This is a genomic window from Thomasclavelia saccharogumia DSM 17460, assembly GCF_000686665.1.
GTDB classification, from domain to species: Bacteria; Bacillota_I; Bacilli_A; order Erysipelotrichales; family Coprobacillaceae; genus Thomasclavelia; species Thomasclavelia saccharogumia.
Map to the genome: position 1 here is coordinate 1 of NZ_JMLH01000038.1, position 20,750 is coordinate 20,750.

At 31.4% G+C, this 20,750-nt stretch carries 18 protein-coding genes and 1 pseudogene; 18 read left to right on the forward strand and 1 reads right to left on the reverse strand.

Annotation, left to right across the window (positions count from 1 at the left end):
- A pseudogene (locus tag BR82_RS15580) lies at positions 1 to 233 on the reverse strand (ISNCY family transposase); the annotation flags it as partial.
- Between the two features lie 191 nt (positions 234 to 424).
- Here BR82_RS15580 and BR82_RS0109115 point away from each other — a divergent pair.
- The 18 genes from BR82_RS0109115 to BR82_RS0109200 all read left to right on the forward strand — a co-directional run bounded on the left by BR82_RS0109115 (position 425) and on the right by BR82_RS0109200 (position 20,738).
- On the forward strand, positions 425 to 940 hold the full coding sequence (locus tag BR82_RS0109115; RefSeq protein WP_051592807.1) for a YceD family protein: 516 nt from the start codon (positions 425 to 427) through the stop codon (positions 938 to 940).
- A 16-nt stretch (positions 941 to 956) separates the two neighbouring features.
- On the forward strand, positions 957 to 1,124 hold the full coding sequence (rpmF, locus tag BR82_RS0109120) for a 50S ribosomal protein L32 (RefSeq protein ID WP_027089939.1): 168 nt from the start codon (positions 957 to 959) through the stop codon (positions 1,122 to 1,124).
- Positions 1,125 to 1,321: 197 nt separating this feature from the next.
- Positions 1,322 to 1,753, forward strand: a complete 432-nt coding sequence (mraZ, locus tag BR82_RS0109125; protein WP_024721893.1) for a division/cell wall cluster transcriptional repressor MraZ — start codon at positions 1,322 to 1,324, stop codon at positions 1,751 to 1,753.
- A 9-nt stretch (positions 1,754 to 1,762) separates the two neighbouring features.
- Positions 1,763 to 2,692, forward strand: coding sequence for a 16S rRNA (cytosine(1402)-N(4))-methyltransferase RsmH (gene rsmH / locus BR82_RS0109130; RefSeq protein WP_027089940.1), 930 nt, complete (start codon positions 1,763 to 1,765; stop codon positions 2,690 to 2,692).
- Positions 2,693 to 2,694: 2 nt separating this feature from the next.
- Positions 2,695 to 2,994, forward strand: a complete 300-nt coding sequence (locus tag BR82_RS0109135) for a hypothetical protein (protein ID WP_024721895.1) — start codon at positions 2,695 to 2,697, stop codon at positions 2,992 to 2,994.
- Between the two features lie 2 nt (positions 2,995 to 2,996).
- Positions 2,997 to 5,138: a penicillin-binding protein gene (locus tag BR82_RS0109140; RefSeq protein ID WP_027089941.1), complete on the forward strand. Its 2,142-nt coding sequence runs from the start codon at positions 2,997 to 2,999 to the stop codon at positions 5,136 to 5,138.
- A 44-nt stretch (positions 5,139 to 5,182) separates the two neighbouring features.
- Complete coding sequence (locus BR82_RS0109145) at positions 5,183 to 7,084, forward strand: penicillin-binding transpeptidase domain-containing protein (protein ID WP_027089942.1); 1,902 nt, start codon at positions 5,183 to 5,185, stop codon at positions 7,082 to 7,084.
- Positions 7,085 to 7,227: 143 nt separating this feature from the next.
- Entirely contained in the window at positions 7,228 to 8,514 is a 1,287-nt protein-coding gene (locus tag BR82_RS0109150) for an HlyC/CorC family transporter (RefSeq protein WP_027089943.1), read from the forward strand.
- The gene (gene rlmD, locus BR82_RS0109155; RefSeq protein WP_027089944.1) at positions 8,511 to 9,812 is read left to right on the forward strand and encodes a 23S rRNA (uracil(1939)-C(5))-methyltransferase RlmD; all 1,302 of its coding nucleotides are present in this window, start codon (positions 8,511 to 8,513) and stop codon (positions 9,810 to 9,812) included. Before BR82_RS0109150 ends, rlmD begins: the two co-directional genes overlap by 4 nt.
- 57 nt (positions 9,813 to 9,869) lie before the next feature.
- Positions 9,870 to 10,115 carry a TIGR03905 family TSCPD domain-containing protein gene (locus tag BR82_RS0109160; protein ID WP_027089945.1) on the forward strand — a complete coding sequence of 82 codons (246 nt, stop codon included), beginning with the start codon at positions 9,870 to 9,872 and terminating at the stop codon, positions 10,113 to 10,115.
- 73 nt (positions 10,116 to 10,188) lie between these two features.
- Positions 10,189 to 10,494: a hypothetical protein gene (locus BR82_RS0109165; protein WP_027089946.1), complete on the forward strand. Its 306-nt coding sequence runs from the start codon at positions 10,189 to 10,191 to the stop codon at positions 10,492 to 10,494.
- Positions 10,495 to 10,553: 59 nt separating this feature from the next.
- Positions 10,554 to 13,607 (forward strand): DNA polymerase III subunit alpha, encoded by a 3,054-nt coding sequence (gene dnaE, locus BR82_RS0109170; RefSeq protein ID WP_027089947.1) that lies wholly within the window; start codon positions 10,554 to 10,556, stop codon positions 13,605 to 13,607.
- Between the two features lie 13 nt (positions 13,608 to 13,620).
- On the forward strand, positions 13,621 to 16,230 hold the full coding sequence (gene polA, locus BR82_RS0109175) for a DNA polymerase I (RefSeq protein ID WP_027089948.1): 2,610 nt from the start codon (positions 13,621 to 13,623) through the stop codon (positions 16,228 to 16,230).
- Positions 16,231 to 16,239: 9 nt separating this feature from the next.
- Positions 16,240 to 17,052, forward strand: a complete 813-nt coding sequence (mutM, locus tag BR82_RS0109180; RefSeq protein ID WP_027089949.1) for a DNA-formamidopyrimidine glycosylase — start codon at positions 16,240 to 16,242, stop codon at positions 17,050 to 17,052.
- Position 17,053: 1 nt separating this feature from the next.
- On the forward strand, positions 17,054 to 18,004 hold the full coding sequence (locus tag BR82_RS0109185) for a Gfo/Idh/MocA family protein (protein ID WP_027089950.1): 951 nt from the start codon (positions 17,054 to 17,056) through the stop codon (positions 18,002 to 18,004).
- Positions 18,005 to 18,574, forward strand: coding sequence for a dephospho-CoA kinase (gene coaE, locus BR82_RS0109190; RefSeq protein WP_027089951.1), 570 nt, complete (start codon positions 18,005 to 18,007; stop codon positions 18,572 to 18,574).
- A gap of 1 nt (position 18,575) precedes the next feature.
- Positions 18,576 to 19,820 carry a DnaD domain protein gene (locus BR82_RS0109195; RefSeq protein WP_027089952.1) on the forward strand — a complete coding sequence of 415 codons (1,245 nt, stop codon included), beginning with the start codon at positions 18,576 to 18,578 and terminating at the stop codon, positions 19,818 to 19,820.
- 9 nt (positions 19,821 to 19,829) lie between these two features.
- Complete coding sequence (locus BR82_RS0109200; RefSeq protein ID WP_027089953.1) at positions 19,830 to 20,738, forward strand: ATP-binding protein; 909 nt, start codon at positions 19,830 to 19,832, stop codon at positions 20,736 to 20,738.
- Positions 20,739 to 20,750 lie beyond the last annotated feature (12 nt).

Sequence of the window (20,750 nt, forward strand, 5' to 3'; positions counted from 1 at the left end):
ATAATCAAATTCTTTTTATCAAGAGGGATAGCAGTAGAAGGGATTCTGCCACGATTGCCGTGAATAAAACCAGCTTTACCAAACTTCTTGTATTTGATGATAAGTCTATTAACAGTTCTAATGGAACAACCAATTTTAATAGCAGCTCTTTTCTTATTGCCATCAGTATCAACCAGCTTTTTAATAATTTCATATTTTTTTAATTCATTCATTCTTAATTCAACCTTTCTCATAAAACGACCTCCAAACCATGAGGTCAAAGTATAACACAATTTTTTGATAATGTCTCAGCTAGCTGAGACATTATCAACTTGGATACATTAAGACATTATCATATTTGAATCAGAAAACGATAAAAACAAGTATTTTTTAGGTTGACTTATGGTATTATTTTATATATAATTGTCATTGCGGTTATAGAAGGGTGATTATTTTGAAATACAATTTACAATGGATTGTTAAGCATCGTGGAAAATTTGAATTTGAAGAAGGACTTACTTTTCCTTCAGAATTATTTGACCAATATGCGCAAATTAATGACTTGAAGGACATTATTGTCTCAGGAACCGGTAATCTTGATTTAAAAGATAAACGTTTATATGTTGATCTTAATATCAAGGGGACGATGATTCTTCCATGTGCAATGACATTAGAGGATGTTGAGTATCCTTTTGAGATTAATTCAACAGAGGTGTTTGCTTTTGACAAACCGGCACCTCTTGAGGATGTTCACGAAGTGAAGAAAGATATTGTTGATCTTACTCCCGTGGTATTCGAAAATATTATGCTCGAAGTGCCGATGAGAGTAGTGAAAGACGATGCTAATATTAAATCAGAAGGTAAAGGTTGGAGAATATTAGATAGTAGTGATGCTAGTGAAAATAATGAGGAATACATTGATCCTAGATTAGCTAAGTTAAAAGATTATTTTAAAGATTAAACAGGAGGTTATACTGATGGCAGTACCATTTAGAAGAGTATCAAAAACAAGAAGAGATAAGAGAAGAACTCACGATAAGCTTACAGCACCAGCTGTAGTTGTATGTCCAGAATGCGGTGAATACAAAATGTCTCATAAAGTTTGTAAACATTGCGGTACTTATAAAGGGCAAAAAGTTTTATAAGAAATAGCATAAAAGAGCTTTTTAATAAAAATATAGGACTAATTAGCGTTATTTTACGTTAATTAGTCCTTTTTTTGTTTAAATATCCAAAAATATCTTATTTGAAGAAAAGTCTATACAAAATGGTTTAGAAAGTATATAATGGTGGTACGAAGTGTTAATTTATGTTACTGAGTGTTAAAAAGTGGGTGATTAAAATGTTCATGGGTGAATTTAGACACAATATTGACGCCAAAGGGCGCCTTATTATTCCCTCAAAGTTAAGAGAACAATGTGGTAAGAGTGTTGTTATTACTCGTGGTTTTGATGGTTGTCTAGCTTTGTATACCCAAGAAGGCTGGAATGATTATTATCAAAAATTACAAACGTTACCCAAAACCAAAAAAGAAGCTCGTAATTTTGTAAGAATTATCACTTCTAGAGCAAGTGAATGTGAATTTGATAAATTAGGAAGAGTTAATATTCCTAATGTTTTAAGATTGGAAGGCAAATTAGAAAAAGAATGTATCATAGTTGGGGTTGGTGATCATGTTGAAATTTGGAATCAAGCCCGATGGGAAGACTATTATGATACTAATAAAGATAATTTTGATGAAATTTCTGAGTCATTAGATGGATTTGATTTATAGGAGAAAATAATGTTTGATCATGTAACGGTATTATTAAATGAAGCAGTGGAAGGTTTGAATATAAAAGAAGATGGGATTTATGTTGATTGTACACTAGGTGGAGCAGGACATAGCTGTGCCATTTTAAAACGTCTTACAACAGGACACTTGTATTGCTTTGATCAAGATCAAACGGCAATTGCAGCAGCTAGAAGCCGACTTAGTGAAATAAGTGATAATTTTACGATCATATATTCAAATTTCGTTAATATTAAAACAGAATTAAGTAATTTAGGGATAACAAAAGTAGATGGAATCTTATTTGATTTAGGTGTTTCTTCACCTCAATTTGATACTGGTGAAAGAGGGTTTAGCTATAATTATGACGCAAGATTAGATATGCGGATGGATACTAATAATTCTCTTGATGCTTATACGATCGTTAATACCTGGTCGTATGAACAGTTAGTAGAAATTCTATTTAAATATGCTGATGAAAAATTTGCTAAAAGAATCGCGCGTAAAATTGAACAGTCGCGAGTAAACAAGCCGATTGAAACAACGTTTCAATTAGTTGAAATCATTAAAGAAGCAATCCCGGCAGCTGCTCGCAGGAAAGGCGGGCATCCCGCTAAAAGAACTTTTCAGGCATTAAGAATTGCTGTAAATGATGAATTAAATGTATTTGACCGAGCCTTGAAAGATTCTTTAGTTTTATTAAATAGTGGTGGACGAATTGCAGTGATTACTTTTCATAGTTTAGAAGATAAAATTTGTAAATATACTTTTAATGATGTGACAAAGTTAAAAGATGTGCCTCCAGGATTGCCAGTTATTCCAGATTATTTATTACCTAAATATAAATTAGTAAATAAAAAAGCAATTGTTGCTTCAAAAGAAGAATTAGAAATAAATCATCGAGCACATTCCGCAAAATTAAGAGTAATAGAGAGGGTGTAATTATGAGACATAGAGTTAAGAAAACAAAGTTTGAAGCTTTTTCGCAAAGATTTTTAATCATTTCAATGGTTATCTTCATTTTTGGAATCACTTATGTAAGATCATTGGAGTCCTCTTGCAATCAAGAAGCACAGCAAATAGAAAAAGAAATCAAAGTGCTCCAGGATGAAATCGATAGTTTAGAAATGCAAAAACAAGAATTAGCATCTTTTTCACGTCTTAATGATATTGCGGGTGAAAAAGGTTATACATATAGCAATGAATCTGTAGCTGCCTCTACTACAGAGACGCCGGCTGAATAATAATGAGCCAGTTTAAAGGTGCAAAGATAGCTTATGTTGTCTTTGCACTAGTTATTTTTTCTTTAGTTGTAAATATTGTATATTTAGGTGTAACTGGTAAACACTTGATTAGCAATGGTGATATCAAAGCTTTTGCTAAAAGTAGAGGTAAAGTGGAAACCGTTGAATATGCAACTAGAGGAGAAATTTATACTAGTGATAATGAAGTAATTGCAACGAACGTTCAAAAATTCAAATTAATTGCGGTCGTCTCTAGTAAAAGACCAGGCTACGCTAATAAAGAGGCGCACGTAACGGATGTTACAAAGACTGCTAATGAAGTAGCTCCAATTATTGGTATGGATCCTGTAGAAATGGCACAAAAAATGCAGGAAGCTATTGATAAAGGAAAATATCAAGTAGAATTTGGAAATTATGGAAATAATTTAAGTGCCAGTCAAAAGAAACAGATCGAAGAGACTAAATTAACAGGTTTGGAATTTGAAGAAGCGACTTCTCGTAACTACCCATTAGGGGATTTTTGTAGTTATATCGTTGGTTATGCTAAAAGTGTTGAAGAAAATAATGTTAAAAGTCTTGTTGGTGAGATGGGATTAGAAGCAATATATAATGATACTTTAGCAGGAAAGAATGGATATAAAGTTTATCAAAAAGATGCCAAAGGATATATTTTGCCTAATGGAATGTTAAAGCAGCAGGATGCCGTTAATGGTCAAGATATTTATTTAACTTTAAATAGTTCTTTACAGCGTGATTTAGATTATTCACTGGCTACAGAAGCTAGTGGGGCACAGGCAACGAAAGCTGCGGCTGTGATTATGGAGGCTAAAACTGGTAAGATCTTAGCCTTATCTAGTTATCCATCATTTAACCCCAATGAACGTAATATTGAAGATTATAAGAATTTTTTCTTTGATACAGCTTATGAATGTGGATCAGTATTTAAATCATTTGTATATGCAAGTTCAATTGAAAGCGGCTTATATGATGGCAGTGCATTATATGAATCAGGTAAATATGATTATGGTGGCAGTCGACCAATTAGAGACCATAATAATGGTGCTGGTTGGGGAAGTATTAGTTATGATGAAGGTTTTTATCGTTCTAGTAATGTTGCTATTTGTAACTTATTAGAAAAAGGTTACACTAATCGAGATGAGCTTATTGATACATATGAAAAATTAGGATTTTTCCAATCTAGTAATATTGATGGCTTTGAATCAGCTTCAGGTGTAGCACTGTATGAAACTGATAAGAGCCGGGCAGCTTATTTAACAACTGGTTTTGGACAGGGGTCAACAGTTACAATGTTACAATTGCTTCGGGCTTATAGTGTTTTCGCTAATGATGGTAAAATGGTTGAACCATATTTAGTCGATCGTATCGTCGATAAAGAAAATAATGAAGTTACATATAGTGGAAAAACACAGTTTTCTGAAAAAATATTTTCATCTTCAACAGTAGCGCAAGTACGTGACCTATTAAAAGGAGTAGTAAATGAAAGTATGGGTACTGCTAAAAAATTTGCTTTAGATAATGGTGTACAAATTATTGGTAAAACTGGTACTGGACAGATAGTTGGTGAAAATGGTACTTATTCAACGACTGATTATACTAAATCATTTGCAGGGATGGCTCCGTACGATGATCCGCAAATTATTTCGATAGTTGTTTTTCAAGGACCTGATAACGATACTACTACACATCAGGCTAATATTATTAAAAATATAGTACCATCAGCGCTATCAATTGTTTCTTCTTATAATGCTGCTGATAATGAAACAGCAATAGAAGAATACAAATTAGATTCTTATATAAATCAAAGTGTTAATTTTGTAAAATCAAAATTAGAATCAAAAACTTTAAATGTTCAAGTGATTGGAAATGGATCAACGGTTATCGAACAATTTCCTGAAGCTAAATCAAAAGTCACTAAAAATGATCGTGTTTTCATTAAAACCGAATCATCGGATATCACATTACCAAATTTCACAGGCTGGTCGCGTAAGGATGTCTTGACGTTTGGCTCCTTGTCAGGATTAAACATTAGTATTGATGGTGGAAATGGTCTTGTTGCCAGTCAAAGTTTACCGGAAGGAACGATTTTACATAGCGGTGATGCTTTAACTATTACATTACAGTAAGGTCTAATGACCTTACTTTTTTCATATATTGTAGAGGTGATAAGATGATATATGAAATAACTAAACATAAAATAAAATGGGTAAAAATTATAACGGTCGTTATTGTAATAGCAATAATTTTAAAAATTGGTTATATTCAAATTATTGATCGTGTAAATATTTATAATAAAGCAGTAGATCTGTGGCAAAGAAGTTTTCCTGTTGAAGCCAACCGTGGCTTGATATTAGATAGTGATAATAACGTTTTAGCAACTAATTTAACGACATCATCATTAGTTGTTGTTCCTAGTCAAATTAAAGATGTTACGATGACGGCTGAAAAATTAGCAGATATTTTGGAAGTTGATGTTAAAGTCATGCAGGAAAAACTAAGTAAAAAAGTATCTATTCAACGGATTCAACCCGAAGGACGACAATTAGATGATGAAGTTGCCACTGAAATAAGCAGCTTAAAATTGCCTGGAGTATATTTGATCAAAGATACCAAAAGATATTATCCTAAGGGTAATTATTTGGGCCAAACATTAGGGTTTGTTGGAATTGATAATCAGGGGCTGTTAGGATTAGAACTAAAATATGATAGTTATTTAAATGGAAATAATGGTAGTATCGATTATTATATGGATGCCAAGAGTAATCCTTTGACATTGTATCCCAGCGTTTATAGTGCGCCAACTAGTGGTTTTAATTTACAGTTGACAATTGATGGTGATATTCAGGATATTGTTGAACGGGAATTAAATAATGCTTATGACACATATGATCCTGATGGAATCTGGGCTCTAGCGATGGAACCAGCTACTGGTAAAATATTAGCGATGGCCTGTAAACCGGATTTTGATCCTAATGATTATCAAAATGCTGATAAAGATGTTTATAATCATAATATTCCGATTTGGAAGACTTATGAACCAGGATCAACATTTAAAATAATTACATTTGCATCAGCATTAAATGAAAATTTATTTGATATGGATAAAGATACTTATTATGATCAAGGGTATGAAATTGTTAATGGGACAAGAATCAAGTCATGGAAAAAAGGTGGTCATGGTCTGCAAACTTTTAGGGAAGTGCTGCAAAATTCTTCAAACCCTGGTTTCGTAGAAATAGGACGACGTCTTGGAAAAGATAAATTATATGAATATGTAAAGAAATTTGGTTTAACAGAAAAAACAGGAATTGATCTGCCCGGAGAATCAAAAGGAATCATGTTTGATTATGATGCTTTTAATGAACTGGAGCAGGCAACTGTAGCTTTTGGCCAGGGAATTTCAGTAACACCAATGCAGCTGGTAAGAGCTGTATGTGCCTGTGTAAATGGGGGAACATTATATCAGCCGTATTTAGTTGATAAAATAATCGACAGTTATACTAATGATATTATTTATGAAAAGCAGCCTGAGGCTTTGCGGACAGTTATTAGTGAAGAGGCTTCTAAAAAAATACGTGATGCATTGGAAACGGTAGTAACTGATGGTGGGGGTAAAAATGCCTATATCGATGGATATCGAATTGGCGGGAAGACGGGAACAGCCCAAAAAGCAGTAAATGGTAGTTATGTAGATGGTGGTTATATTCTTTCGTTTATTGGAGTTGCCCCGATTGATGATCCACAAATTGTTCTCTATGTAGCTATGGACAATCCTAAAAATTGTGTCCAGTATGGGGGAACGACTGTTGCTCCGATTGCAAGAAAGATGTTAGTGGATATTTTACCAAGCATGGGAATCGAAAAGGTTTCTTCACAGCGCCAAAAAGCTTATACGATCACTGATACTAAAACAGTTAAAGTAGAAAATTATATTGGTAAAACAAGAAAAGAAGTGAGTAATCCAGAATTGAAGTTCAAATTTATTGGTGAAGGGGATAAGGTGATCGATCAATTACCACGAGTAGGAGAATATGTAGAGGCAGGGTCTACGATCGTGATTATGTTAGGTTAACAGGCAAAATTATTTGCCTGTTTTTATTTTATAAATTAAGATTTAGTTAAAAGACAAGATTCAAATGAACATAATTTGACTTTTTAAATAGTTTATACTATGATAATGATAAAATTAATGAATATAAGGAGATAAGATTTATTGTGGACCCGACCCAGATAGTCAATATTATAATATTTGTCATTTTAATTATTTTTTCAGGCGTTTTTTCATGTACAGAGACAGCCTTTTTATCTGTTAATAAAATAAGAATGCGTAATCTGGCAGAAGAAGGAAATAAAAAAGCAGCAATTGTAGAAAAATTGTTATCTAATGATGATCGTTTATTCAGTTCGATTCTAGTAGGAAATAATTTAGTGAACATTGGTGCTTCTTCATTAACGACATCATTTGTAATTTCTCTTTTTGGAGATTCTGGTACTTTAGTTGCAATAGCAACCGGTGTTGTAACTTTGACAATACTTATTTTTGGTGAAATTACACCAAAATCATTTGCTACTAAAAATGCTGATGCAATTGCTTTGTTTTTATCACGGTTTACATCTTTTGTCTGTTTTATTTTTACACCTGTAGTATTTTTCTTAAACATAATTACTGGTTTCTTTATTAAGATTTTAGGTGGTGATCATGATAATGGACCAACAATGACCGAAGAAGATCTAAAAACGATCGTAACTGTTGGCCATGAAGAAGGAGTTTTAGAAGAAGAAGAAAAAGAAATGATTCATAATGTTTTTGAATTTGGTGAAACTGAAATCAAAGAAATTATGACACCAAGAATACATGTTGAGAGTATTCCTGATGATTGTTCTTATCAGGAATTAATGGAAATTTATCAGCGTAGTCAATTTTCACGCTATCCTGTACATAGTGAATCATTTGATGAAATCGTTGGGGTTTTAAATGTTAAAGATTTATTATTTTTTAATATTGATCCTGATGAGTTTTCAATAAAGGATTATATGCGAGATACTTTTGTTGTTTATGAATTTAATGAAGTATCTGATGTTTTTGCATCGATGCGTAAAGAACATGCTACATTAGCAATCGTTCTTGATGAATATGGAGTAATGAGTGGAATCGTTACTTTTGAAGATATTGTTGAAGAAATTGTTGGTGAAATTGACGATGAATATGATAAAGAAGAAGAGGAAGAAATTATTTCTTTAGGTGATAATGAATATTTGGTTGATGGAAGTTTAAATTTAAATGAAGTCAATGATCGTTTGAAAACATCTTTTGATTCTGAAGATTTTGAATCAATTGGTGGTCTGGTATTAGGAGAGATTTCAAAAGTTCCAGAAATAGATGAGGAAGTAAAAATAGGAAATGTATTGTTTAGAATAGTAAAAATGCATAAAAATAGAATTGCACAGTTAAAAGTGACTATTCTTGATGAAGTTGAAAATGAAGAGGAAATTGTAGGATGAAAAAAAATGTAGAAATTAAAAAGCTAGGAATCAATGGTGAAGGAATTGGATATATTGATCGAAAGATTATTTTTGTTCCTGGGGCTTTGCCAGAAGAAGAAGTTGTCGTTGAAATAACAAAGCAGACAAGATCGTTTTATGAAGGAAAGCTGATCAAGATCATTAAACGATCAAAAAGTCGTGTTATTCCTCGATGTAAAGCATATGATAATTGCCAGGGATGTACTTTGCTGCATTTAGATTATTACAAGCAGTTAACAGCTAAAAAGGAAGCTGTTCGCGAGGCAATTAGAAAATATACCCAATATGATTTAAACGAAACAGTTTTTAAAGATGTTATTGCTTCACCCAAACAAGAAGGGTTTATTACTAGTGTTAATTTACCAATCGTTGAATTTAAAGGAAAGATAACATTTGGTATTTATCAGCGTGATAGCAAGTATTTAACATTGATGACAAAATGTTTTAAACAGCATCCTTTGATCAATGAAACATTAGCAGCTTTAGAAAATATTTTAACGAATAATAAATGTCAGATTTATAATGATAAATTTAAAACAGGTTTAAGATTTATTAAAGTAAAATTGATTGATAAACAGATTCAGTTAGTTTTTATTACTGGGCGTGATGGAATTGATCGTAAAATAGTAAGTCAAATTACTGAAATACCACATGTTGCAAGTGTTTATATGTCTATTAATACTTCTAAACATCAAGAGTTCGATGATTCCGGTTATACAAAGTTATACGGTCCTAGTCATTTGGAATTATATAATGATGATAAAAAGTATCTAGTTTCAGCAAAGTCTAAATTACCAGAAAATATTGCTGTATATTATAAACAAATTCAATGTATCAAGATGATGTTACAAGATAGTCAAAAAATCATTTCTTTAAATTGTGGAATAGGATTATTAGAATCTAATTTAGAACAAGAAGTGATTGCTATCGATGAGAAAAAATATCATATTGAAGATGCTAAAATAAATAATAAGCGTAAAGAGAATATTACTTTTATTGCTGGTGATCTTGATCAAAAAATCGTTATTTATGCTAAAAAGAAAATCTACGATACACTGATAATTCAAAATGAACGTTTTGGATTAAGTGAGACAATTATAAATAGTATTAAGATAGCAAAAATAAAAACAATTATTTATTGCTGTCAGTCATATTCAACCTTGGCTAAAGATTTGGCTGAATTAGAAAACAATTATCGGTTAGAAAAAATCGTAGCGTTAGATTCATCGTGTCATAATTCATACTTGACTACGATCGTAAAGTTAGTTAGAAAGTAAAATAGTTGCATTATTTTTATTTATAATTATAATGGTTATAAGTAAGGAGGGGTCATGATGGAAATTAAATTTCAACCTCAAGGAGTATGTGCCAAACAAATTATTATTGATGTCGATAATGGTATTGTTAATAATGTCAAGTTTATTGGTGGCTGTTCTGGAAATACTCAGGGTGTAGCAGCTTTAGCAAAAGGAATGAAAGTGACTGATATTGTTGAACGTTTACAAGGAATTCGCTGTGGCAGTAAGCCAACGAGTTGTCCTGATCAATTAGCGAAAGCACTTATTAAGCATGCAATGTAGTGGAATAATCTTTTGATTATCCACTTCTTTTCATTTTATTTATTAAATTTCATATAATACGATAGGTGGTTATATGTTGATACGAATTAAAAAATTGCAATTTATTTGTGGTATAATTTTAATGATGCAGGTAATATGCCCATTATGGATCATTCCCTTTCATTTGATTGCTGCCATACTTTCAATTATTATTATTGGCTGGCAAAAAAGGTTCTGTGTTTTACAAGTTCAGTATCATTATTATGTTTTGGCGTTATATTGTTTTAGAGTTTGGCTTTTAGCAGTTACAACATTTGCTTTTTTTGATACGCTTTATATGTGTCTTTGTTTATACTTGGCAATCATGATTATTTTATTTTCATTTCGGGCAATTCTATAATAATCATTTTTAAATAGACTATTTGGTGGTATAATACAATTTGAAAGGATGTGGGGATAATGCTAGGTCATTTACAAGTATATAGTTCTTATAGTTTTCAAGATAGCACGATTTTAATTGAAGACTTATGTAAAAAAGCTAGTGATCTCCACTTAGAGGCACTAGCTTTAACTGATAAAAATAATATGTTCGGGGCTATGGAGTTTACCCGCTATTGTCATAAATACGGGATTAAACCTATTTATGGAATCGAAGCTAGTATTGAAATTGAACAGGAGATATATCCTTTGATTTTAATAGCTAAAGATACAACGGGATATTTTAATTTAGTCCATCTAGCGAGTGATATATCGCGAAATGCTAATAAAGCAGCTGCATTAGAAAAATTGATAGAATACCAGGAGCATTTATTTGTTTTATCAGCCTGTAAAGAAGGAATAATTGAGCGGTTGCTTTTAAAGGAATTAGAATCCGAGGCTTTAAAATATTTACAGTTATTTAAAAAAAGTTTTAAATATTTCTATGTTTGTTTACAAGATCATGGTCTTGCTATGCAAAAAAAAATAAATGAACGTTTGATTGCTTTGTCTCTGTTAGAAAATATTCCCGTTTGTGTTTCCAATGAGGTCCGTTATCTCGATAGTAAAGATGCTTATACATTAGAATTGTTACAAGCATCTTCTAAAGGATCGACTTTAGAGTTAGATCATGTTCCAGTAACCGACCAGTTATATCTTAAATCAAGTTATGAAATGGAAAGTATCTTTGATAAAAAGTATATTGAAAATACAAATTATATTATTACTTTATGTAATGCAACGATTCCCGTTCATCAGATGCATTTACCTAAGTATCCCGTTCCTAAAAATGGTAAAGCAAGTGAATATTTACGTCAATTATGTATTGTCGGGTTAAAGAAACGTTTTAAAGGTGAACAGATCAAAACGATTTATTTGGAAAGATTAAAAAAAGAATTAAATGTGATTACTAAAATGGGCTTTGATGATTATTTTTTAATTGTATTTGATTACGTTAGATATGCTAAAATAAACAAAATTTTAGTAGGTCCTGGAAGAGGTTCTGTAGCCGGCAGTTTAGTTGCTTATGTTTTAGGAATTACCAATGTTGATCCTTTAAAATATGATTTGTTGTTTGAGCGTTTTTTGAATGAAGAAAGAATCAGTATGCCTGATATTGATATTGATTTTCAAGATGATCGGCGTGATGAAATAGTTGCCTATGTCACTAATAAATATGGTCAGGATCATGTGGCGCAAATTGTTACTTTTTCAACATATGGGCCTAAAGTAGCGATAAAAGATTTAGGTAAAGTTTTAAAAGTTCCTTTACCGAAATTAGAGCTCTTAGCTAAAAATATTCCCACTAATTATAAAAATCGTAAGAGTGCTAAAGAAGTATATGAAACATCATATAATTTTCAATCCATGGTCAATAAAGATCCTGCTTTGCTAAAAATCATGCCTGCTATTTTTACTGTTGAGAAATTACCACGAAATATTTCTACTCATGCAGCCGGAGTAGTATTATCTAATGATCCTTTAGATCAGGTCGTTCCTTTAGTCAAGGGACCGAATGATGGCATCATGACTCAGTATTCGAAAGATTACATCGAAGAAGTAGGATTATTAAAAATGGATTTTTTGGGATTAAAGAATTTAACGATAATTGACTATATAATCAAAGATATTGAAAAAAATTATGATATAAAAATTAATATTAATGAAATTGATCTTGATGATCAAAAAACATATCAGTTAATTAGTAGTGGTGATACTTTTGGTATTTTTCAATTAGAATCACCAGGAATGAAAAATCTTTTAATTAAGATGAAGTGTAATTGTTTAGATGATGTAATTGCAGCCATTGCTTTATTTAGACCGGGACCAATGGCTAATATTCCGGCTTATATTGCCCGCAAAAATGGTCAAGAGCCAATCACATATCCTTTAGAATGTTTGAAACCAATTTTATCTTCAACTTATGGGATAATGATCTATCAGGAACAAATCATGCAGGTTGCTAGAAAAGTAGCTGGATTTTCGTTAGCTAAAGCTGATATTTTAAGAAAAGCCGTATCGAAAAAGACTGTTAGTTTAATGACTTCGATGAAAAGTGAATTTATAAATGGTGCAATCAATAACGGTTTTAGTGAAGAGGAAGGTAATAAAGTTTTTGATTTGATTGAAAAATTTGCTAATTATGGTTTTAATAAGTCACACTCCGTTGCTTATGGCTATATAGCATACTGGTTAGCTTATTTAAAAGCTAATTATCCTTTAGAATTTTTTAGTGCTTTATTATCTAATGAACAAAGCAGTGACAGCAGTAAGATAAGCTGTATTCAAGAGGGCAGAAAATATGGAATTAGGCTTTTACCACCATCGATCAATTATTCAACTGATCGTTTTAAGGTTGAAGATGGTAATATTCGTTATTCTCTTTTAGCAATCAAAAACGTTGGATATGCGGGATATCTTGCTATCGTTGAAGAAAGAAAGAAAGGTTTGTTTAAAGATATATTTGATTTTGTTTCCCGAATGGAGTCAAGTAAACTTAATAGTAAAATGATCGATAGTTTGATCATGGCTGGAGCGTTTGACGAGTTTAAGCTCAACCGTAGTACGATCAAGGAAAATTTACATAAGATCACGGAGTATGTGCAGTTAAAGAATTCGATTGGCATTGATGAACCGCCAATTTTAACGATCGTTAAAGATAATCGAATGAAAATTTTAGAAGAAGAGAAACTTGTTTTAGGGGTTTATTTATCAATGCATCCAATCGCTTTGATAAAAGAAAATATAAAGCAGGAAATTATCAGTATAAATGAATTGAAAAACTATCTTAATAAACCGGTTAGAGTTATAATGGCTTTATCGAGGGTAAAAGTTATCGTTGATAAAAAAGGACAGGAAATGTGTTTTGTTGAAGGCTATGATGAAACTGGAGAAATCGATGGAGTTGTTTTTGCAAGTAGTTTTCAGGTTTTAAAAAAGATCTTAGTTCGTGGAGAAATTTGTTTGATTGAAGGAAAAGTGAATTTCCGCGATAAATTATCGCTGGTAATAAACCAGGCTAAAAATGTACGTTAAGGATGGATAGAGGATGAAAGAATTTGTATTAATAGATGGAAATTTTTGGCTGTTTAGTTGTTATTATGCAACAGCAGCAATGGGAAACTTGATGGTCAATAAAGATGGCGTGCCGACAAATGCGGTATATGGCTTTGCCAATCGTTTAGAAAGTTTATTAAGAAAAAATCCCGAATATATCGTGGTGGCTTTTGATGCCAAAGGGAAAACATTTAGAAGTGAATTATTAGAAAATTATAAAGGAACGAGAAAAGAAACACCAGAAGAGTTGATTTGTCAGTTTTCAATGGTTAGAGAATATTTGCGTGCTCATAATATTCCTTATTTAGAACTTGAGGGATATGAAGGTGATGATATTATTGGAACTTTATCTAAAAAAGCTAAAGATGCCGGCTTAAAAGTTGCTATTTATACTAATGATAAGGATATGATGCAGCTTGTTAATGAATCTGTTTATCAGTATAAAAAGCCGCAAAAAAGCGATGAATATGAAATTATTACACCTGAGAGCTTTTATGAAAAATACCAGTTACAGCCGCAGCAAATGACTGATCTATTAGGGTTGATGGGCGACACTGCTGATAATATTCCAGGAATTCCTGGAATTGGAGAAAAAACAGCATTAAAGCTTTTACATCAATATGAATCAATTGAAAATTTACAAGAGCATATGGCTGATCTAAAAGGAAAAATGGGCGAAAAAGTTCGAACTAATATTGAACTTGGTGTTCTTTCTAAACAAATCGCAACGATCTGTTTAGATGTTCCGATCGAATTAGATTTAGAAAAATGGCATTATGAAGGTCATGATTATGAAGAGTTGGCTGATTTCTATCGACGCTATGATATGAATTCTTTATTAAAAAGAATGTCTTTAAATCATCAAGTGGAAAAAAAAGATGAAATTAAAGTGCAAATCGTTGACCATTTACCAATAATTGATAAACCAGCTAGTTTGGTTGTTAGTGTTTATGATACTAATTATCATAAATCACCAGTTTTAGGGTTTGCTATTTATAACGATGAATGCAGTTATTATATTTCTTTTGATGATGCTTATAAATGTGAGCAGTTTAAAGCATATTTAGAAGATGAGAAGATTGAAAAATATGGTTATGATATTAAAAAATGTGTCAATGCCTGTGCATGGAACGGTTTAAAACTCAAAGGGTACACATTTGATCTGCAGTTAGCTTCATATATTCTCAATCCATCATTAAAAGATGAAATTAAAAGTGTTTGCGAGTTTTATCAATACTATGATGTGTTATATGATGAACAGGTTTATGGCAAAGGAGCCAAAAAACATCTTCCTGAAACTGAAGAACTTGCTGAGCACTTGATCAAACAAGCAAAAGCGATTTATGATTTAAAGGATCAAGCTATTGAAAAACTTAAAGCTAAGGAACAGTATGAATTGTATAAAGATGTTGAAATGCCGGTTTCACGGATCTTAACGGAAATGGAATTTCAAGGGGCAAAAATAGATTTAACGGTTTTAAAACAGTTAGAAGCTGATTTTTCTAAGCAAATCGATGTTTTGCAAAGAGATATTTATTTATTAGCGCATAAAGAATTTAATATTTCTTCACCTAAACAGTTAGGTGAAGTGTTATTTGAAGATCTTCAGCTGCCTCATGCTAAAAAAACCAAGACCGGTTATTCAACATCTGTTGATGTCTTAAATAAATTAAAAGATATCCATCCTATTATTGATAAGGTTTTAGAGTATCGGATGCTTACAAAACTTGTATCAACTTATATAGTGGGGTTACAAGATCAAGTGTTTATTGATAAAAAGATCCATACGATGTATAATCAGGCATTAACGCAAACGGGAAGACTTTCTTCAACCGATCCTAATTTACAAAATATTCCCGTAAAAACAGAAGAAGGAAAGTTGATTAGAAAAGCTTTTATTCCTGAAAACGATTATCTTGTTTCCTTTGATTACTCCCAAATTGAATTACGAGTTCTTGCAAATTTAGCTCATGTACGATCTTTGATTCAGGCTTTTAATGAAGATAAAGACATTCACCGTCATACTGCAAGTGTTGTTTTTGGAGTTCCTGAAGAAGATGTTACTTCACAAATGCGAAGAAATGCTAAAGCTGTTAATTTTGGAATTATTTATGGAATGAGTGACTTTGGGCTGGCGGAACAAATTGGAGTAAGTGTAAAAGAAGCTCGGGATTTTATTCAAAAATATTTTGCCACTTATCCAGAGATTAAAACGTATATGGATCAGTCAATTGCGATGGCTAAAGAAAAAGGCTATGTATCAACGATTCTAAATCGTAAACGCTATATTCCAGAAATCAAAGAAAAGAATCATATACGTCAGGAATTTGGCAAACGTTTAGCAATGAATTCGCCAATTCAAGGATCAGCTGCTGATATCTTGAAATTAGCAATGATTCAAGTTGATCAGGCTTTAAAAGAAAAAAAATTAAAATCAAAAATGATCTTACAAGTTCACGATGAATTGATTTTTGATGTATATCAAGATGAATTAGAAGATGTCATGAATATTGTTAAAGAGGGAATGGAACATGCTGTTAGTATGGAAGTTGAATTAAAAGCAGAAGGGACTTATGCTAAAAATTGGTATGAGTTAAAGTAGGTGAAAAAGATGCCAGAATTACCAGAAGTTGAAACGGTCAGAAGAACATTAAAAAACTTTGTATTAGAAAGAAAGATTACAAGTGTAGATATTATTTATCCTAAGATTATCGAAGATGATCCTGAAAAATTTATTAAAGCAGTTAGTGATCAAAAAATTAATGATATTGATCGGATCGGGAAATATCTGATTTTTAAATTGGATGACATAGCTTTTGTCTCACATTTAAGGATGGAAGGGAAATACCACTATGTTGATAAAGATATGCCCTTAAATAAGCATGATCATATAATCTTCAATCTCGATAATGGTAAACAGCTTCGTTATAATGATACGCGTAAATTTGGACGAATAAAATTAGTTGATTTAAATAACTATGCAAATGAACTGCCTCTTTCAAAACTTGGACCAGAGCCATTTGATGCCGATGTTAAAGAGCTATATACAAAGTTACATAAATGCCGTTTACCAATCAAACATGCTATTTTAGATCAAAGTATAATTGCGGGAATAGGCAATATTTATGCTAATGAAATATGTTTTGCAATGCATTTAGATCCTCATACGCCAGCTTGTAAATTAACTAAAAAAAGTGTTGCGGAATTAAAGGAGACAGCTTCTGATATTTTAAATGAAGCCATCAAACAAGGTGGTACGACGATTCACTCATTTAGTGCTAATGGTATTGATGGGTTGTTCCAAGTGAAGTTAAAGGCTCATTTACAAAAAAAATGTCCTATTTGTGGTGGTGATATAACTAAAGAGGCTATCAAAGGTCGCGGAACGTATTATTGTAAACATTGTCAAAAAAGGAGAAGATAAAATGATAAAATGGGGAATTATTGGTGCTGGAAGGATCGCCCATCGCTTTTGTAAAGCTTTAAGCAATGATAAAAGAGCTTGTTTAGAAGCTGTAAGTTGTCGCAGTCTTGAAAAGGCTAATGCGTTTAAACAAAAATTTCCGTGTCATAAAGCTTATGGTTCTTTTCAAGAAATCTTAGATGATCCTAATATTGATGCTGTATATATTGCTTTACCGCATTACTATCATTATGAATGGATCAAAAAAAGCATTTTGTCTCATAAAAGGGTTCTAGTTGAAAAACCAGCAACAATAAATAGTCAACAGATGCTAGAAATCAAAGAATTAGCTAAAAAAGAAAAAGTTTTAGTGATGGAAGCGATGAAAAATAAGTTTACACCATGTTATAAAGAAGCAAAAAAGTTACTCGAAGATAAGATAATTGGTGAAGTTGAAAAAATTGAAACTTCATTTTGCAGTGAACATTTAGAGTATGATCCTAATTCTTATTTATTTGATCCTAAACAAGGGGGCTGCCTGTTAGATTTAGGAATCTATAATATTAGTTATTTAGATGATTTTTTTAAAGCTGCGATAAGTGATTTAACAGTAACGTCTAAACATCATGAATGTGGTGTCGATAGTTATGTTAATGCTAGAATTGAATTTAATGATCAAATTGGAATAGTTGAATGTGCGATGGATCGCAAAAAAGAAAATCGGGCTGTTTTTACGGGAAGTAGTGGTAAAATGATCGTTAAACCATTACATCGCCCTTTAGATATTGAAATTATCTTAAATGATGGGAAAATTATTAATAAACATTTTGATTATGATTACGATGATTTTTATAGTGAAATAGCTCACTTTAATGATTTGCTTGAAAGTGACAAATTAGAAAGTAAGATCATGAGTCTTGATAATAGTTTAAATTGTGCTAAAATTCTAGAAATGATCAAGGAGAAGATGTAAGTGGAAGTATTAGGGATCACAGGCAGTATTGCAACTGGTAAAAGTACGGTAACTAATTATTTAAAAGAAAAAGGTTATTTAGTAGTTGATAGTGATAAATTGGCATATGATGCTTTAACTATTGATGATGATTGTATTAATAGGACGAAGCAAAGATTTAATTTAGCTGATGGACCAATTGATCGTAAAGCTTTGGGACGGATTGTTTTTAATGATAGAAAAGCTAAAAAGGATCTAGAAGATATTATTCATCCTTATGTGATAAAGAGAATTAAAGATGTAATCGCTGATAATCAGGATAAAAAATTTATCTTTTTAGATATTCCATTATTATTTGAAAATAATTTAGAGTATTTATGTGATAAAATAATTGTTGTATATTTAAATGAACAGGAAGAAATAAAAAGATTGATGAAACGTGATAACATTGATGAAGCTTATGCTAAAGTTATTATTGCAAACCAAATAAGCATTGAAGAAAAAAGACTTCGTGCTGATATTGTTTTAGATAATAATCAAGGATTAGAACAGTTATATACACAAATTGAAGCTCTATTGAAAGGAAGATAGTATGAATGGATCAATGATGTCAGATTTGTATACAGTTAATGCTAATTATCCCCTTGACAGTATTCATATGCGTTCGATATCATTATTATATCAACCATTGATCGGGAATATGGCATGTAGTTTGTATTTAAGTCTTTATGCAGAATTAGATCAGCTTACTTTAACTAAGGCTCCGAGTCTTTTTAGTCGTTTAACAAAAATAACAGGATTATCACTAGCAGAAATAAATGAAGCGAGTTTGAAATTAGAAGCTATTGGACTTTTAGCTAAATATAAAAAAGATATTGAAAATAAAAGAATCTATTTATATATTATTAAAACGCCATTAGCACCAGCTAAGATTTTTAATCATACTATTTTAGGACCGTTGTTATTACAGCGTTTAGGTGAAGAAGAATTGTATCGTACTAAATTGTGTTTTAAATCATCAGCTGTAAATATTGATCAAAGTTATGAAAATGTTACGGCTAAATTTACCGATGTTTTTGATATAAATTTATTAGAAGGAAGTAATGAGATATTAGTTGAGAAAGATTATTTTAACAGCGATTATGGTAAAATTGAAAGTGAATATGATTTGGAACTATTTTATCAAGGATTAAAAGATTATCAGATAAAAAGAAGCATAATAACAAGTGATGATGAAACGATTATTAAACAGCTGGGAACGTTGTATAGCATCAACGCTTTAGATATGCAGGGACTTGTTAAAGACAGCATTCAAAATGATAAATTAGTACATAAACTATTAATAAAAAATTGCCGTGATCATCATGACTTAATGATGCCTGAAAAATTTAATGAAATATATCATAAACAGCCTATCGCACATAAAAGTTCTCATGGTGATGATCCATTAAATATGCATATTCGTTATTTAGAAAGTATCAATCCTTATCAGCTCTTAAAAGATAAGCAGGGTGGTAGAGAGCCATTAAAACATGATTTGCAGATTGTTGAATCTATCATGACATCTTTATATTTAGAACCTGGAGTAATGAATGTCTTGATTGAGCTAACGCTGTCACAATGTGACAATGTTTTATCACGAGCATTTATGCAGTCACGTGCTTCACAGTGGAAACGTAAAAAAATAAAAACAGTTAAAGAAGCTATCGATGAAGCTAATTTGTATTTAAAATATCGTCGTAATAACAGTGATCTTGAAGAAGAAAATATAAGTATGGTTGATGATAAGGATGTTGACGAAACAGAATTGGAAGAATTTTTAAGCCAGTTTGAATAGGAGGACAGCATGAAAAGTATCCAGGGTCTTAATTTATTTAATAATGATGAAAGTTTTAATAAAAATAAAGAAAATAGTATTAATGAATTGTTAAAGGATAATAATATAGTTAAGATATTAGAAAAATATCATTTGAATCGTCATGATATTGAAGAAAATTGGATTGAATTTTTGGATTATAAAGAGGATCTAGATATTTGTAAAAAATGTCGGTCGTTAAAAGAATGTACTAAGATTTCTAAAGGAATGGTACGACAATTTAATTATCAGGATGGTGAAATCAAGTTATCATTAACACCTTGTCAATATGGAAAAACATATTTTGATGAACAAAATATTTTAAATAGTATCTTACTCAAAAATGTCAATAGCCGTATTTTGCTTACTAAGCCAAGCGATTTAACATTAAAAAATGATGCTTCGAGCAATGGAAAAGCAATTATTAAAATGATGAGTGATTATATAAAAAATCCAGTTCATAAAGGATTTTATCTTTATGGTGATGGAGGTACTGGAAAAAGCACTATTATGGGATTTTTAATTCGCTGTTTAGTTATTAAAGGGTATAAGTGTGGTTTTATTCATTTCCCAACATTTTTAATGGATCTAAAAAGTTCTTTTGGTAATGAGGGAGTCAATAGTTCAATCGAGCTGATGAAAAATCTTGATTATTTGGTTATTGATGATGTGGGGGGCGAAAGTGTTACATCATGGTCACGTGATGAAGTTCTTTCGGCAGTTTTAGCATATCGACTTCAAAATGATAAAGCCACTTTTTTTACAAGTGAATATTCTTTGGAAAAATTAAAAAAGCTTTATACTTTAAAATCTAGTGATAAAGAAAGGGTAGAACGGCTGATTTCCAGAATAAAAGCAATCAGCATTCCGATAGAATTAAAGGGTAAAGATTTAAGATAAAAAATCTTAATG